The following is a 16,015-nucleotide window of genomic DNA, read 5'->3' as shown; positions in this document are numbered from 1 at the left end:
AACCATCTGTCGACCAGCGGCGAAAAGCCACAGAGGGCTCTGCGAGAACAGGCGCTCGCGCAAAGTATCAGCGCCGTCAATGTGATCCCGCGCATCCATAACGATAGAAAATGCATCGTCAATAGCGCTAAGGTTTACCTGCCATTCCGCCGCCATCGGGACGCGGTAGGACGAGGCTGCCGGATTGCAAGCTCGAGTCACTCAAGCCGGCGCCGAAGGCGAGCTATATAGCCCGCCTTGTATAATTCGCGCGGTCAGTCGGTCTCAGCTGCTATTCGCGTTCGACGTGATCATCCGCAATTTGCACAATTGCACGACAGGTTGGCTCAGGTGCACGTTAGCACTATCGTGAAACGGCAAGATCTTCGGATTGTTGTTCAATCAGGATCAGCCGAGCCGGATCGTTCAAATCGAATTCAATGACGCGTGGAGCGAAAAGGCGAGCATAGCGCGTAAAGGCGCTGGTCGGCGGAAAACGGATAACCGTATCGCATCGGCCGAGGAGGTACATGTCGACCAGAGCCGAAATCCCTCCCTCCACCCCCAGTTCTGCACTATGCAGCGGCCCGGCCCGATCCGCCTGGAAACGCTTTCTGACCACAAAAATATCGGGAAAGATGGCCGATAAGCGTTGAAGCATGCGAACGCTGTCCGTGCACAGGAACACCCTCACTGGTCTTGGGTGCGACAACACCTTCGCCCTGTCGATGGCCGCGCATACCTGACGCAGGGCCAAATCTGGATCAGCCCAGTAAGGTGCATGTCCCATGACATCTTCACCGTTGCCATGCCTGACATGAACCCCGATGACGCTGTATCCTTCGAAATGTTCTTGATAGATGGCATCGATCCGCGCTTGGATTTCACGGCTCGGCTTGACGCTCTCAAAGATCTGACGTTCCGCAGCCTCATCGCAACGCCACATCAGACAAGCGTCACAGACGACCGTCTTCGCTTCAGTATCAGTCGCGGCTTCGAAGAGCTGTGCCAGCTCATCACGTTCCCGGAAGATCTGTTCATCCGGACGATAGATGCAGTCGATCGGCGGTTTATTCCACCATTCAGGGAAGAACGGCCCCGGGAACGCGAACTGATTGATCTCGTCATCGCAGCAAGCAACGTGTACACCAGCGATGCGTTGCACTGGCTCGAAGAACACGGGAAAGGCATTTGTAAAGGATTGATCGAGATAGCAGGAGCCACGCCAGTCAATGGCGAGCGCGCGCCCTGTCCGTCGCGCATAGCTCCAGGCTGCCGCAAGCGACCACAAGCAATCACCAAAACCGGTACGTCGCCGCATAACGACGAACCGATCGTTCGTCGTGCTACTAGCAAGCATTTTAGCATCCTTCTCCTGTGATTGTGCGCTCATGAGAAGCAGCTTCTTCTACACATATGGTGGCTTACGAACGAGACCCGCGCCGGGTCGATCTCAGCCCCAAACTCCTGCGCCGTTATCGTTTGCAGCAGCAATGGCGTCGCCTCGGATGATGCTCTGCAGTCTCGTTTGAGACGCCGCGCCCGCTTGCAGCCGGCCCGTTCAAGTCCCCTCCGTGAACCTGGGCTACCGGCATCTCGCCACTGCGCCCGCGCCTCGCCCACGGGACCCAGCTCCCAAACTCACATTTCGCGAGCCGATTTCGGTCACCATTATGGTGCTGCTGCACAATTCACTTCGCTGCATCCCATGCCTCTTTTTTTTGCGCGAGATCGGTCGTCAACGCATCAGACGACGGCGAAACAGCGCAATTGACAAGAAGAATGGCAACAGGGCGTAGATGAAAAGCGCGCTGACATGGAGGGCGGCGTCGCTGCCTGGACGATCGAGAATTACCGGGCGAATCAGGTCGACTGAATGTGCGAGGGGCAACAGCCTAGCGAGGCGCTGAAATCCGCTAGGCAGCTGAGTTATCGGGAAGATCGCGCCACAGAGGAACACCATCGGTGTGACGACAAGCGTCTGATAGAAGATGAAGTAATCGTAGCTTGGAGCCAAGGATATGACGACCATCGCCAGGCTCGCGAAGACGAGGCCAGTGAGGGCGATTGCTGGCAGCGCATAGAGAACGGACATCCAGCCAGCATAGCCGAGGGTCGCGGCAACAATCCCGATCGCCGTTCCGGCGAGAACGGCTTTACTGGCTGCCCAGGCCAATTCTCCAAGAACGATGTCACCCAGCGTGAGTTGGGTGCAAAGAATGGCTTCCCAGGTCCGCTCGGCATGCATCCTTGCGAAGGTCGCATAAATCGTCTCAAAGGTAGACGATGTCATGGCGCTGGTCGCAACCATCCCAGCCGCGAGAAACGCGATGTATGAAGTCCCGTCCACGCGCCCCACGATGATGCCGAGGCCAAAGCCGAGCCCGAAAAGGTAGGTGATGGGATCGGCGAGGTTGCCGAGAACCGATGCAATCGCGACCTTTTTCCATACCAGATAGTTGCGGTGCCACACGGCCGTCCAATTGTACGCATTTGCGGGCATGGCCGCCAAATAGGCTTGACCCATCATTCACTTCTCCATCTCGCGCCCGGTCAATCGCAAGAAGACGTCCTCGAGATTCGCAGGACGCTGCAAGAAGCGTAGACCGGCGCGCTCCTTCAGCTGCTGCCGAACCTGTTCCGGATCAGACGCATAGCAAAAGATCGTTTCCCCGCTCACTTCAATGCGCTGCGCGTAGGACTTGATCAGCGTCACCAGTTCATGCGGGTTGCCGCCATAGATCTCAAGAACTTGGCAGCCGATCTGCTCATCTATCAACGTGTGAGGCTTGCCTTCGCTAATCTTGTGTCCTTTTTCAAGCACGCACAGCCGATCGCACAAACGCTCAGCTTCTTCCATGAAATGCGTAGTCAAAAGGATGGTCTTGCCGCGAGCGAGTAGCGATCGCAGACGCTCCCACATCAGATGGCGGGCGTGCGGATCAAGCCCAGTACTAGGCTCGTCAAGGACGAGTAGATGCGGGTCGTTGATCAGCGCACGTGCCAGCGTCAGGCAACGTTTCATGCCGCCAGACAATTCGCCTACCTGTGCATCAGCCTTTGTCTCAAGGCGTGCAAACGCAAGAAGTTGCGGCACCGCTGCCTCGACCTCGCGGGCGCTCATGCCGAAATACCGCCCGAACACGAGCAGGTTCTGTTGCACTGTGAGCCGGAGATCGAGGTTGTCGAACTGCGGCACCACGCCGATGCGCACGCGTGCGAGACGCGCTCGCGCCGGTATCGATTCACCAAGCACGCTGATTTTGCCCGCATCAACGGACGTCATCCCGAGAACCATGCGTGCAATCGTGCTCTTGCCAGCCCCGTTCGGTCCCAGGAGGCCGAAGCATTCTCCTCGCGCCACGGCGAACGACAGCCCGTCAACAACGATGTTGTTGCCGTATGACTTCTTGACGCCTTCGAGTTGGATTGCGAGGCTCGGCATGCGCTGACGTCAGCTTGCAACTAGCGGTTCGGAGCGCGCTAACTGAGTTGGGACCGTTTTGGTCCAGAGCAGGCCGTCACACCAGACATGCTCGACGCGTCCCCACTCGCAGGCCGCGGCCGCGTTCGGAAAGAAGCCCCGTCCGTGGTGATTTGCACTGGTATTGCAGAGTAGCGGAATGCCAGTGAGCTTCTCGTACTCCACGAGAAGTTCGGCGACCTTATGCGGTGAGGTTCTCGAGATCGTCTGCAATCGCGCAGACCCGTCGAGATGTACAACAGCTGGGACTTTATCCCGCCATTCGGGCCGCGTCTGGTGGTCAAAAAGCATGTAAGGATCCGGTGTGCCGGGGTTGAATATGTCTGGCGCGCGATCTTCCAGGCATATTGGCGCTACTGGCCGGTAATATTCGCGCTTTTTGATGTCATTGAGATGGTCCTTCATTCCCGCCGATGTTGCGGCCGCCAGAATGCTCCTGCCTCCCAATGCCCTTGGCCCGAGCTCGGCGTTGCCGGCTAGGAACACCACAGGCTTGTTACTTGCGAGGATACTGGCAAGTTCACGCATGCTACACGGCGTTGATTCCCATTCAGATGGCACATCGCTGGGCAGCAGGGCGGGACCGCTATAAACCGACCATTGGAGCGGCACGAAGCCTTTCTGCGCAGCCATTCCCGCGCAAGCGGCACCGATGGCCGAGCCGCTGTCATTCGGAAACGGCGGAACCCAGACAGCATCGAACAGCCCGGTCTCACGGAGTGCACTGTTCCATTTGATGTTGAGACCGCAGCCTCCGGCTATGCACAGATTACGCGCTCCGGCCAACTCCGTATGCCGCTGCAAAGCGTCGATCACCTCTTCGACGAGAAGACGCTCGAGGAAGCAATGAAGTGATGCCAGTACATCTTCCGGCCGCTTGCCCTTCAAAAGGGGCGCGCTGGCGTCGAAGAAGTCGTGCATCGCAGCAAGGGATAACTCAGGGCAGTTGATCTCCGCACGGTAACGACGCGCCTGTTCGGTCTCGCCTGCAAAGCGCTCCAGATATAGCTCGCCGAACACCTTTATGATGTCTTCATTGGCGTATCCCAGTGCAATATAGGCCATCAGCTTGCCGGCAACACCTAAGTCCCAGCTGGTCCTGGTGTCGCGCTTATATGGCCCGAAGTGATGGCCGGCGACGGCATAGACATGCCCTATCACCGGAAAGAGACAGTCGACGAACCGCGCACCGCGGCGGTCCACGTGATAGAGACGTGGAAAGATGCAGCCGTCCCATACCAGGCAAAACGCTGGCTCGCCCGCTTCTGCAAATGGGCTCGTACAGTATGCAGAGGCGACGTGGCCAGTCACGTGCGGATAACTCGCATACGGAAAGTCCCGGCCGCTTAGCATGAGGCCTAAGCCGTCGCGCGAGGTGAGAAGACCCTCAGGATGCCGTTCGACGTAAGGCCCGCCCTTGAGAGTGACGGGAGCCGTCCCGCTAAGAAGCCGGAACTGCGACTCGACCTCCCCATCCCATCCGTCGATCACAAATTGATCAACATCTTCCGGAGCAAGGCCGTGCTCTGCCAAAGCGGCAACGACGCAGTCGAGATTGTCGATGGTTTGATAGCGCGGATTATTGCCTCGCTTCTCCTGCTCGGTGCAAAAGACCAGGCGTCCGTCCTCGACAAGAGCGACCGCCCCATCATGGGTCAGCTTGATACCGCAAACGCGCATAGTGCCTCCATGTTAGGGCCGGATGTTGGACTGGTCTGAAGCTCGTCCCTCTTTCCGGAAGAGCACGAGCAAGCAGTCTTCGTTGGACGAGGCGCCTTGGCAGTGCAGCCGTTCGATCTCGGTCAGCGTCTCTTTGAAGATTGCGATGACTGTCTCGGCGCCGGCGGCATGCCCCCAGCGCCGACAGGTGGCGTCGCGGGCGGATCCGAACACTACCCTCCCACCTGGCGCAAGCATCCGAACCAGATTTTGGATGGCTGTGCGCATCTGTTCGACGTCGCTGAGATAATAAAGAATCTCCGCAACGACGATCAGATCGAACGACTCTGCGCTTGAGAATTCTAGGATATCCGAGGCTATCCACGTGATGTGGGACCACCTCTTCGTCCTTTGGCACGCCCGACCGATCGCGCGCGGCATGAGATCCACGACGGTCAGCCGTTGAGCGTGGGGCGCGAGCTTCTCAGTGAACGCGCCGGCGGCGCAGCCTACCTCGAGGGCATTCGTAATGCCCTCTTGCGAGAGCGACAGGCGGAGCATTTGCGTGTGACGCTCCCGCTCGAACGGGTTTCCGTCGAGACGCCAGGGATCATCCGCCGCTAACTCCAGCTCCAAGGCTTGATATTGCTTTTCCAGACTCACGACGTCTTCCTCAGCCAGCGCGTCCCGTTGACTCGCCACGGCAGAGGGTCTCCGACCCGACCCGCCTTGAACGACCGGGCGCAAGATCTATCCTGCGGTGTGATCCGGGACGCTGCCCCCGTTCCAGAATGCTTTCTCGATCAACAGCTTTTCGGTCAACGACCTGTTTGTCGCCATCTGCCGGCAATTGGACCGCTTTACGAGATAGCCAGTCGCTGTTGCTCAATGTACACAGCGCATATGCCTTTACGGGGAGTAACAGGAAGATGTTGATGGGTGTATGCAGAGAGAAGGCCAGGAACCGAAGTTGACGAGCACGGAGAGCTGCCACACTGCAACGGACGGCCGTCATCAATATGATCATCAGCCCGGTCCACCACGGCACGGTACGCGTGAACAAGATCTGCGCCAGGCCCGTCAGCGACGACAGCGCGAGAAGTAGGGGGCCAAGATTTTGCCCGACCACATCTAGCGTGAGATAGCGGTCGAGGCCAGGCAACAGCCGCAATGCGAGAAAAGTGTCTCGGAAAGTGCTCCGTGCCCATCGGAGTTGTTGCCGCAGATAAGGCCCCAAGGTGTCCGGAACGACTGTCGCCGCGACCGCCTCAGGAACGTATTCCGTTCGAAACCCTGCTTTCAACATGAGGATCGTCAGGTGGCGATCCTCACCGAAGTCGCTCGGCTTTCCTCGAAAGAATTGCGTCTCGTACTGGTCCAATAGCAAAAGGAGCGCCGATCGGCGGTACATTGCACAGGGGCCGCAGCAGCACATAACCGCGCCAAAACGAGCTTGTGCCGCGCGCTCCTCGTTGCAGGCCAACCAGTACTCCATATCAATCAACCTGGTTAACCAGGTGTCGCTCCGGTTGCTTGCTGTCAGCTGCCCCATGGCAGCGCCGACGCTCGCATCTTGCATCTTCGATGCGAGCTTGGTGACCACATCGGGGGCGAGTATCGTGTCTGAGTCGACGTTCAGCACCAGATCTCCAGATGAACGGCGTATCGCCGCGATCTGCGCCTTGCGCTTTCCTGCATTCTTTGGGAGCACAATGAAGTTGAACCTGGGGTCTTTGGCGTAGGTGTCGTGCACCGGTACGACCGCTTCAAGGTTTTCCGAGCCATCATCAATCACATAGACCCGCAGCTTTCCAGCGTAATCCTGGTCGGCTATGGACCGAAGGCACGCCGACAGCGTGCGCGGATCTTCGTTGAAGCTGGGGACGATGACATCCACGCTCGGCAAAACGTAAGTCTCGACCGACCGGTCCGCCAAGAGTGGCTCTATGGGTTGCGCATAGAGCGCCTGTACGCTTCGATAAACAGTCGAGAGCAGCGCATAGCAAGAGATAGCAACAGTGCTGGTTGTAGCGAGCAGGTTCATAAGGAGCCAGTTTGTTTAGTGAGGTTTGGGAAGCGAACGGATCGAAAATCCGCGTTCATGCAATTGCGGAATCAGGCGAGAGAGTGCAGAGACGGTCTGGTCGCGCAGAGCGGCATCAGAGCTAGAACTCAACTCCTCCGGAGGACACCCATCGTGCAACAGCACGATCACACCCGGCCGGACCGAGGACAGCACGGTATCGATAATTGCGTCGACGCCAGGACGAGCCCAGTCTCGTGTATCTAGGGTCCAGTGAACAGCGGCTAGGCTCGCTCTGGCAGAGACCGCGAGAACCTCTTCGGTCCACATGCCGTACGGAGCCCGCATGTACCGCGGACATACCTGCGGGTTGGCCATCCTGATCGCGCTGCTTGCCGCGAAGATCTCTTGTTCGACTTCTGCAGGATCGCATCGGGACAGATCCGGATGGGTCATCGTGTGGTTTGCGACCTCGTGCCCTTCTGCGACCATACGTTGGATCAGTTTCGGTTGATCGAGCGCATACGCGCCGATCACAAAGAATGTGGCGGAGACCTTGTGTTGAGCCAAGACGTCGAGAATATCCGCTGTGAAGCGCGGATTAGGACCGTCATCGAAGGTCAAATAGACGCCCGGCCTTTCGATCCGGTCGCGGCCTTCGCTGCGCACCTCTGACAAGAACTGAAGATGTGTCACAGCTCTGGCCCGTTCCGATCAATCATAGTCCCGGTCGGCCAATCGCTCATCGACTTAGCAACGGGCATGACCACCACGAGGACGTCCTCGACCCGGGTTGGCGGCACATTTAGATAGATATCGGCAAGCGTAGACCGCACGCGCAGCCCCGAGAGGATGTTTGCCAACCCCTGACGGACGAGCATCTTCGTAAGATGCTTCTCGAGCGCATGCCGGACCGTGCCGAACCCGAAGGGCACACCGAGCTGCTGCAGAACCGGAAACATGACGCGCATTGCGTGGCTAATTCCGAGTCCCTCGAGGTCCGGACGCACCCCATACAATCCGAGCTCGGCCACGAGCACGTCGACCTCGCCGACCTTGATGAACCGGCGCAGTATGCCAACGTGAGCGGCTATACCACGCGCGTCGTAACCGATGACCCGAATCTCGGGCCTCGCACCAGCCCAGCTTCGATTGGCTTCGAATGGCTTTGCATTGAATGCGCCCGTCGGTCCGTACGTCTTTCGGAAGAAGTCGGATAGCTCGATGTGATCGGCGAGGCGCAGCTCGTTTTCCCAAGTGGCTTTCCAGCGTACTTGCGAGCGCATGGACGGACCCACCGAAGGAGTGGACACGGCAATGTTCATGCCTTGCTCCTACCCGCCGTCCGGCCCTTGAGTGCGGATTTGATGCACGCGCCCAGCTCACGTTCGCTGTAGGGCTTGCTCAGGTAATAGGAGATGCAGCCTAGCCGCGGCGCTGTGCAGCTCTCATCGAAGGAATGGTTCGTAAGCAGAATGGTGGGAATAGGTGTCCCCGAGCCAGCCAGACGTTCGCTGAGCTCGACCCCCGTCACGTTCAGCTGCTGCAAATCCGCAATCAAGCACGAGGTGTACGGACGAGTGTTCGACCTCAAGAACTCATCTGCGGTGCAGAATGGCTCTGCCACGTAGCCCATGGAAAACAACATGCTAATCAATACCTCGCGCACAGAAGGATCATTCTCCACGACGGAGATGACGTCGAGCGCGTGTGCCACGCGCACGAAATCCAGCATCGACTTTCCTCGCCGCTTTGATTGGACTTGATTGAGGTCCGCTTTGACTGATCGGTCCGCAGACGCATTCGGCACCTGAAATTGGCGCCCTCCGATCTGCGGCGACCCTAGAGCGAGGCTTATGGTCTGCTCAATCGTACGCAGGACAGTGGGAAATATAGAAAGGTTTGACAAAATCAAACGAAGGTTTGCCAACAGCTGGCTCTGGCCGACGCTAGCCAGAATCCGTCGCGCGACACCTTCGCGAAACAGCTTACCCAAGCCCTTGAAAATCAAAGCAAGGCAGACGCGCCTCGATTGATGCCCAGCGCGCAGCAGAGAGTCTCTCTCGACGTCAGAGCAAAGCTCGATAACCATTTTGATATGCCCCACTTCTAAACTGAGGTTTGCTATCCGGCATTCGGAAGAATTGGTAAAATCGATTGTTTTTATGAAACACATCCACACTATGGATAAGAACGGACCATGCGTTTCAAGGGCCTGGATCTCAATCTACTCGTCGCGCTCGATGCTCTGATGACCGAGCGCAATCTCACTGCGGCAGCTCGACGGATCAACCTCAGCCAGCCGGCGATGAGCGCGGCGGTTGCGCGCTTGCGCGACTATTTCGGCGATACGCTATTTACGATGCGGGGGCGCGAGCTTGTTCCAACAGCACGTGCGGAAGGACTTTCCGGCCCGATAAGGGAGGCGCTGGCGCACATTCAGCTCTCCATCATTTCGCCCGATGTCTTCGACCCCGCGCAATCCACTCGTGTTTTCAAAATCATTCTTTCCGACTTCATGACGGTCGTCTTCTTTAGAAAGGTCGTCGACCGGCTCGCTCGGGAGGCTCCCGGCGTCAGCTTCGAATTGCTACTCGCCGACGAGCCCGATGAACTTCTTCGCCGTGCCGAAGTGGACTTTCTGCTCTTCCCAGATCGGTTCATGACGAACTTGCATCCTAAAGCGACACTGTTCGAGGACAGGTTCGTGTGCGTGACCTGCTGCAACAACAAGCACGTGCCAGGCGAACTCACATTCGACGACTACATGTCGATGGGGCATGTCGTCGCCCGGTTCGGATCGGCAATAAAGCCCAACCTCGAGGAATGGCTGTTCATTGAGCACGGCTGGAAGATACGCACCGACGTTGCGGTGCAGGGCTTTACGATGATCCCGCCGATGCTGTGGGGGACGGACCGTATAGCGGCAATGCCATCAAGGCTGGCAACGCTTTTTGCAAAGACAACTCCCCTGCGCATCCTCGAACCACCGCTGCCACTTCCGGACTTTACGGAATCGGTCCAATGGCCAGCGGTTCACAACTCTGATCCGGCAAGCATTTGGCTGCGACAAATATTTCTGGAGGAGGCCTCCCGCATGGATTGTCCGCGGGAGACCACTCGAAGCCGCAAGCAGCGCTAAGCATGCTTAACTCATTTGTTGCGTCAGATAGTCGCGTCTTTCGAGGGCGCTGGTCTGTCGGGTCAATCGACTTTTCTGTGACTTCCCGCGGGAGCGCTCCCCAGCCGCTCGCGCGAGCCTGTTTCCGCACTTATATGGCAGTCCCAATTCCACCCCGATCACAGCCAACTGTACTTAGCACAGCTCAGTCTCCGTTCACGAGCGCATTTGTCCGTTGTTCGGACTACACGCTAGTGATTTCGCGCACAGGCTCTGGGCCGCTCCGAGAAACCCGAGCGTCGCAAAACAGAATCTAGTAACTCAGCCTATAGGCAGCCACAGCTGTGGCGAGACTATACTCGGCGTTGAACCACGATTTATATCTTCCTCCGCAAGGCCCTCTTGAATCGCCCATTACGTCAGGTTGTAAGCATGCAACGAAGATCAACACTACTCGGCATCGATAGCGCTGTGGCGGTTCTGCTGGGCGTCACGGTGCGCACCTCAGATCAAAACAAGTGGTTTTCCCACCTGCGGGCCACCGGCCCTACTTCAAGGCGGCGTCTTGCTGTTTTGGCGTCAGATCTGCTCGGCCGCGTACGAGAACGAATCCCTCGTAGGCTGAACGAGCCAAGTCGAAGAAAGTGAGGCTGTGGATAATGCTCGCTAAGATCATGCACACGAACACCGGTTCTTAAGTACAGAATGCGTTTTAAGGGCTTTGATCTAAACCTTCTCGTGGCACTCGACGCTCTGATGGCTGAGCGTAACGTCACGGCTGCAGCGCGCAGCATCAATCTCAGCCAACCGGCGATGAGTGCCGCCATTGGGCGACTGCGCACGTATTTCGGGGATGAACTCTTTACCATGAGAGGGCGAGAACTCGTCCCGACGCCGCGCGCGGAAAGCCTTGCCGGGCCCATTCGCGAAGCTCTTTTGCACATCCAGCTATCTGTCATTTCAAAGGACGTTTTCAACCCGGCCGAATCGAATCGCCGCTTCAGGATTCTTCTTTCCGATTTCGTGGCGATGGTGTTTTTTCGGAACATCGTGGAGCGCGTTGCCCGGGAGGCTCCCGGGATCTGTTTTGAATTTTTGGCACTCGGCGACGAGCCCGATGATCTTATCCGACGCGGCGAGGTCGATTTTCTTATCTTACCGGAATTGTTCATGTCGAGCGCGCACCCTAAGGCGCGTTTGTTCGAGGAGAGGCTCGTCTGCGTAGGCAGCCCGACGAACGAGCAACTGTCGCGCCAGCTTACGTTCGAGGGGTACATGTCGATGGGACACGTTGCAGTGCGATTCGGACGTGCACAAATCCCATCGATAGAAGAGACACTTTTGCTCGAGCGCGGCCTCAAGCGACGAATCGAAATCGTTGTGCAGAGCTTTGGCCTGATCCCGCCCCTGCTCGCGGAGACTGACCGTATAGCGACCATACCCTCGAGGCTCGTTAACCATTTCAACCAAACCATGCCCCTGCGGATAGCTGATATTTCTCTGCCATTTCCAGCATTCACCGAAGCTCTTCAATGGCCCGCGTTTCACGACAGTGATCCGGCTAGCATCTGGATGCGCGAACTCTTAGTCCAGGAAGCCTCACGTATGGCTCCCGTGCGCGACAGCGAGCACCAAACCTAACGCGCTACCATCGGGGTCGCGCGGACTCTGATGCAGTAACCCTTTCGCTCTTCGGAGTCCGTCTCGGTCTCGCCCGCGAGGGGCGGTTCAAACGCAATGCTGCCCTACACGACCGCCGGCGGCTCGCGAGCCCAGTCTCGTCGGCGTGGCTGCACGACAATCTTGCTGCCGCGGTCTACCTACAGGTCCTTGTTACCAGCGTGAGCAAGCCCCATCCGCGCTGCCGCTGACGTTGCCCTCTGCTCCCAAGCGGCTGAGGCATCGGCACCAACCACGGAGTGGTTAACCAATCGGCCCGAGATTCGTTCTCCCTTCGCACCAGCTTGGAGTTGCGATTTGTGGCACGCGCTCTCACTACTGCCCGCCTCTTAAACAATGAGCTGGCTTGCTCTTATCGGCGCACGGGCGGTTTTCTAGAACAGGGCCCTTTGTTCTTCTCGCCTAGGTAAGGGAGCCGTTTTGATGGACGTGAGAGTGCACGATGACACGCTCCCAACAGATCTCGCTCCAATTCGGTCCTTCACGCGGCGCGCAATTTCCGGGTGCTTACGCAGACCCTTCAGTCCTCATCGATCGCGTTAGACGCTCTTGGCGCGATGGACACTCACTCCGCCAATTGGCGGACGATAATAGAGCACGTGCGATCGAGCTCCGCGAAGCGCCCCAATCGGATCTTCCCCGCGAACGGTTCAGCAGGGATGTTCACATGTCGACGCATCCTACCGTCCAACGAATCGAATTGCTCAGAAGTGCGCTGAGAAAAACGCGGCCAGGCGAGGAGCTTGCTCAACGCACTCACCATCGTCTCTTATACGGACAGCACTTGATTCGATCATGACCACATAGCGCATACTGTTTTGTGCCGTCCGATCTCCTCCTCAGCATCCGCACTGAAGCTTGCCACTGCGACCATCCAACCATCTATGGTTTGCGCCGCACATATCGACCGCGTGAATGCCTGCCATCACGCCCGGTGATGAGTAGCCGGCTTATCCATCATCCAACGAGAGCGATTCGCTGTAAGGCCGTTTAACAAATTGTCGCGCCGTCGCGCTCTGAAGCATCGTGTGGCCGACATAATACCACGACTGCTTCTCGCCAGCCTGTATCAGACCACGCATCGACATGTATCCAGGCCGGGCGATGTCGGACATTGGTTGTCTGAAAACAAACAGCGGCGCCGCTGGCGGGCGCACGTATAACAAGGCTCGCGTCAGCTTATTTACTGCACATCATATGCGCGACACTTCCGAACCGTTCTGCGAGAACTATGTTGCATGACGGCATCACCGGAACGGACAAGGCATCTTCGTAGTTGTACGCCCCCGGTCCGTCTGATTTTTGCCCTACCGCCGCCAAACGCTGTGGCCACGTGCGCCCCTCCAGTGCAACGATAAACACGGAGCGAATGTTGCAGCAGTGCAGTGGTGTTTACGATCCAGAAGAGCTTTCGATGTTGGGAAGGATTTTTGATGAAGCAATCGCGATGCTGCCTCCAACGATGCAGACCTCCGAGAATCGCACAGCAATCGCCAAGCTTGTTCTCGAACGGGCCGGCGGAGGCGAAGCGAGGCTGGTGTCATTGAGGAGTTTGATGGATGCAATCGCGTCTGCTGCTTGATCATGCGGCGTCCACAAACCCCACCTCAGTCGCATCGAAATGGTGAGGATTCAGCTAGACCATTGAAATCGCTTGAATCTCACGTGACGTCAGGTTGTAGGCTTCACACTTGAAAACCATGATCAAAGCTACACCACGAAGGCGTCGATGGCGCATTGGCGAACTTGCAGAGGCGACCGGCGTAACGGTTCGCACGCTGCATCACTATGAGCACATGCGCTTACTTTCCGCGTCTGAGCGCACTGACGGTGGTCACCGGATGTACGACCGCGAGAGTCTCAAGCGCGTGTATCAGATCCGTGCTCTGCGTGAGCTTGGGTTCTCGCTGGAAGAGATTCGCAGAGCGATGGACGGCAGGACGTCGCTCACTGAGCTGTTGCACAAGCATTTGGAGCAAATTGAGCTTCAGGTGGCGCGCACGACCATGTTGCGAGATCGTTTGCGCAATATGACGATGCCTGGTGAAATACAGGTCAGTGTGGATCAGCTTCCCGCCACACTGCATGCAATGTCGCGCGATGAGCAGCGCAACCAGGCGCCGCAATGCGAATGCGATTTAGACGAGGATCGAGAGGAGCGCTGGCGACAGATACGCGACCGGTTGCGCGATTGCATGGAGCGCGGCGAACAGCCTTGCAGCGAACGGTCAACCGCCGTGGCGGTTGACGCTCGCGCGCTCATCACTGAAATCGCCGGGGTCGGCTCGACCGTCTCCACCATTCTCAGGGTTCTCACCAGATTGAGCACACCCCGGACTCTCGCAGGCTGGGATCCGAACCTCATGCGGTATCTCGATCTCGCGCTTAGCGCATTGGAGAACCGGCCCCGCTCAGGCAACTCCTCCAGCCTCGCTCAGCCTTCTACCACGACGGGGCGGACATGAGACTTTCTGAAGCATTGAACGAATTGCGACTCCGCTTCTTAGGAGGCGCCGATGCGCCCTCCCCGCATGGAAATCGCGTTCCAAACGGTAGGCTCAGCCGCCCTCATGAACACCGCCCTGGTAGTCCTTAAGCGATTTCATGCAGGAAGATGCAAGATCGACGCAACAACGTCAGGATGAGACACTCCCAATGTCATTCTCTCGAGTCTTTGCACTTTCAGCTTGCGCGTTTGTCGCTTCTGCTTCCACTTCCGTCGCACCTGCGGCTGACATTACGATCGCCGTCGCTGGGCCAATGACCGGCACCACTGCTGCGCTCGGCGCCCAGATGCGCGATGGCGCTGCCGCGGCTGTAGATGCCTTAAATACCTCCGGCGTACTTGGCGGCACAAACATCGTACTGCGGGTCGCCGATGACGCTTGCGATCCCAAGCAGGCCGTTGCAGTTGCGAATCGGTTGACCATGGATCAGGTCAAATTGGTCGTTGGCCACTTTTGCTCGGCTTCGTCGATTCCGGAAGCCGCTGTTATCCAAATCTCACCTGGGTCGACCAATCCTCGCCTGACGGAGCGTGGTCTGAAGAATGTGTTTCGGACCTGCGGCCGGGACGACCAACAAGGCGTTGTAGCGGCCGACTACATTCTGCGACACTATCCAGAGACGAAGATCGCCGTCCTTGATGATAAGAGCACCGCTGGCAAAGGAATTGCCGACGTCGTTGCGTCGCGTCTTGAGCAAGCAGGTGTAAAGGCGGCGATGAGGGAGAGCTATGTTGCGGGCGAAAAGGACTACACAGCGGTGGTCTCACGGATGAAGCACGAAGGAATTAAGCTCGCTTATATCGGCGGCTATTACACCGAGATTGGATTGATTGTTCGTCAGGCTGCAGAAGCAGGCGCCGGCATCACCGTCATGGCGAACGACGCTCTGATGACGGGCGAGTTTTGGAGCATCGCCGGCGACGCTGCAAATGGCACTCTGTTTACCTTCATGCCTGATGCCACCAAGAACGCCCAGGCAGCGGACGCAGTGGCAAGGCTGGAAGGCTCCAACCGGTCTGCGAAAGGCTACACTCTCTATGCTTATGCCGCGGTTCAGGCATGGGCGGAAGCCGTCAAGCGGGCCGGCACCTTCGAGGGTCCTCAAGTTGCAGCCAAGCTGCGGGATCAGCCAATCGAAACAGTTATCGGCAGGGTTCATTTCGATCGCAAGGGAGACAACGAGGCGCCTGGCTTTTTGGTTTACCGCTGGTACGACCATGTTGTCGAACCTGCCGAATAGAGCAGCTCGTCGCATCGGAACACCGTGGCATGCATATCAAGGAAGGGGTTGAATTGTGAAACGTCGTCGTAGCGTTGACGCTGGCGCGTTTGTCGCGTTTGTCCTCTTCGCGACAGCAATTGCGGGGCTCTCGTTTATCTGCTTCCGGGCAGTGCTCGCTGCCCTGTACTCCGATCCTGAGGATTCTGAGGATCTGCTTACGCCCGTTGAGACAGATCGGTCGGTACTGCCTCTGGGCTACTCTTGCCTGGCGTTTTGCTTGAGCGGCGGCGAGCGTCGCTACGGCCTTCGTCCCCTTGAACTGATGCGATCGTCGCCCTCT

Annotated in this window: 14 protein-coding genes; 5 read left to right on the top strand and 9 right to left on the bottom strand. The window is 57.7% G+C overall.

The genetic code is table 11. The features are described 5' to 3' along the window. Positions 1 to 343: 343 nt before the first annotated feature. The 9 genes from F758_RS0122805 to F758_RS48020 form a co-directional block, all read right to left on the bottom strand. Positions 344 to 1,339 carry a nodulation protein NodZ gene (locus F758_RS0122805; protein WP_024510042.1) on the bottom strand — a complete coding sequence of 332 codons (996 nt, stop codon included), beginning with the start codon at positions 1,337 to 1,339 and terminating at the stop codon, positions 344 to 346. Positions 1,340 to 1,717: 378 nt separating this feature from the next. After that, positions 1,718 to 2,506: an ABC transporter permease gene (locus tag F758_RS0122800; protein WP_024510041.1), complete on the bottom strand. Its 789-nt coding sequence runs from the start codon at positions 2,504 to 2,506 to the stop codon at positions 1,718 to 1,720. A 3-nt stretch (positions 2,507 to 2,509) separates the two neighbouring features. Beyond that, the gene (gene nodI, locus F758_RS0122795; RefSeq protein WP_024510040.1) at positions 2,510 to 3,424 is read right to left on the bottom strand and encodes a nodulation factor ABC transporter ATP-binding protein NodI; all 915 of its coding nucleotides are present in this window, start codon (positions 3,422 to 3,424) and stop codon (positions 2,510 to 2,512) included. A gap of 9 nt (positions 3,425 to 3,433) precedes the next feature. Further along, positions 3,434 to 5,143: a nodulation protein NodU gene (gene nodU / locus F758_RS0122790; RefSeq protein ID WP_024510039.1), complete on the bottom strand. Its 1,710-nt coding sequence runs from the start codon at positions 5,141 to 5,143 to the stop codon at positions 3,434 to 3,436. Between the two features lie 12 nt (positions 5,144 to 5,155). Beyond that, complete coding sequence (gene nodS / locus F758_RS0122785) at positions 5,156 to 5,824, bottom strand: nodulation methyltransferase NodS (protein WP_502689169.1); 669 nt, start codon at positions 5,822 to 5,824, stop codon at positions 5,156 to 5,158. Further along, entirely contained in the window at positions 5,796 to 7,166 is a 1,371-nt protein-coding gene (nodC, locus tag F758_RS0122780; protein WP_024510037.1) for a chitooligosaccharide synthase NodC, read from the bottom strand. Before nodC ends, nodS begins: the two co-directional genes overlap by 29 nt. 15 nt (positions 7,167 to 7,181) lie before the next feature. Further along, a complete protein-coding gene (gene nodB / locus F758_RS0122775) occupies positions 7,182 to 7,841 on the bottom strand; it encodes a chitooligosaccharide deacetylase NodB (protein ID WP_024510036.1) in 660 nt (219 codons plus the stop codon). Beyond that, positions 7,838 to 8,470, bottom strand: coding sequence for a NodA family N-acyltransferase (locus F758_RS0122770; protein WP_024510035.1), 633 nt, complete (start codon positions 8,468 to 8,470; stop codon positions 7,838 to 7,840). Before F758_RS0122770 ends, nodB begins: the two co-directional genes overlap by 4 nt. Next, entirely contained in the window at positions 8,467 to 9,237 is a 771-nt protein-coding gene (locus F758_RS48020) for a response regulator (RefSeq protein WP_198026545.1), read from the bottom strand. The genes F758_RS0122770 and F758_RS48020 overlap by 4 nt, the downstream gene beginning before the upstream one ends. Positions 9,238 to 9,345: 108 nt before the next feature. Here F758_RS48020 and F758_RS0122760 point away from each other — a divergent pair, with 108 nt between their 5' ends. The 5 genes from F758_RS0122760 to F758_RS0122725 all read left to right on the top strand — a co-directional run bounded on the left by F758_RS0122760 (position 9,346) and on the right by F758_RS0122725 (position 15,693). Next, positions 9,346 to 10,287, top strand: a complete 942-nt coding sequence (locus tag F758_RS0122760) for a LysR family transcriptional regulator (RefSeq protein ID WP_024510033.1) — start codon at positions 9,346 to 9,348, stop codon at positions 10,285 to 10,287. A gap of 684 nt (positions 10,288 to 10,971) precedes the next feature. Continuing rightward, entirely contained in the window at positions 10,972 to 11,907 is a 936-nt protein-coding gene (locus F758_RS0122750; protein WP_024510032.1) for a LysR family transcriptional regulator, read from the top strand. A 1,408-nt stretch (positions 11,908 to 13,315) separates the two neighbouring features. After that, a complete protein-coding gene (locus tag F758_RS0122735; protein WP_245286557.1) occupies positions 13,316 to 13,528 on the top strand; it encodes a hypothetical protein in 213 nt (70 codons plus the stop codon). A gap of 118 nt (positions 13,529 to 13,646) precedes the next feature. Continuing rightward, positions 13,647 to 14,411 (top strand): MerR family transcriptional regulator, encoded by a 765-nt coding sequence (locus F758_RS44370; RefSeq protein ID WP_024510029.1) that lies wholly within the window; start codon positions 13,647 to 13,649, stop codon positions 14,409 to 14,411. Positions 14,412 to 14,706: 295 nt separating this feature from the next. Next, a complete protein-coding gene (locus tag F758_RS0122725) occupies positions 14,707 to 15,693 on the top strand; it encodes a branched-chain amino acid ABC transporter substrate-binding protein (RefSeq protein WP_245286556.1) in 987 nt (328 codons plus the stop codon). Positions 15,694 to 16,015 lie beyond the last annotated feature (322 nt).

The sequence above is a fragment of the Bradyrhizobium sp. ARR65 genome (genome assembly GCF_000472385.1).
Lineage (GTDB): Bacteria > Pseudomonadota > Alphaproteobacteria > Rhizobiales > Xanthobacteraceae > Bradyrhizobium.
Note: the sequence above shows the minus strand (reverse complement) of the source record. Positions and strands in the feature narration are given on the sequence as shown.

Coding starts and splice junctions, on each gene's coding strand:
- F758_RS44370 (WP_024510029.1), top strand. CDS start 13,647: ATGATCAAAGCTACACCACGAAGGCGTCGATGGCGCATTGGCGAACTT.
- nodC (WP_024510037.1), bottom strand. CDS start 7,166: ATGAACCTGCTCGCTACAACCAGCACTGTTGCTATCTCTTGCTATGCG.
- F758_RS0122725 (WP_245286556.1), top strand. CDS start 14,707: ATGACCGGCACCACTGCTGCGCTCGGCGCCCAGATGCGCGATGGCGCT.
- F758_RS0122750 (WP_024510032.1), top strand. CDS start 10,972: ATGCGTTTTAAGGGCTTTGATCTAAACCTTCTCGTGGCACTCGACGCT.
- F758_RS0122805 (WP_024510042.1), bottom strand. CDS start 1,339: ATGCTTGCTAGTAGCACGACGAACGATCGGTTCGTCGTTATGCGGCGA.
- nodI (WP_024510040.1), bottom strand. CDS start 3,424: ATGCCGAGCCTCGCAATCCAACTCGAAGGCGTCAAGAAGTCATACGGC.
- F758_RS48020 (WP_198026545.1), bottom strand. CDS start 9,237: ATGGTTATCGAGCTTTGCTCTGACGTCGAGAGAGACTCTCTGCTGCGC.
- F758_RS0122770 (WP_024510035.1), bottom strand. CDS start 8,470: ATGAACATTGCCGTGTCCACTCCTTCGGTGGGTCCGTCCATGCGCTCG.
- nodU (WP_024510039.1), bottom strand. CDS start 5,143: ATGCGCGTTTGCGGTATCAAGCTGACCCATGATGGGGCGGTCGCTCTT.
- F758_RS0122735 (WP_245286557.1), top strand. CDS start 13,316: ATGTTGCAGCAGTGCAGTGGTGTTTACGATCCAGAAGAGCTTTCGATG.
- F758_RS0122760 (WP_024510033.1), top strand. CDS start 9,346: ATGCGTTTCAAGGGCCTGGATCTCAATCTACTCGTCGCGCTCGATGCT.
- F758_RS0122800 (WP_024510041.1), bottom strand. CDS start 2,506: ATGGGTCAAGCCTATTTGGCGGCCATGCCCGCAAATGCGTACAATTGG.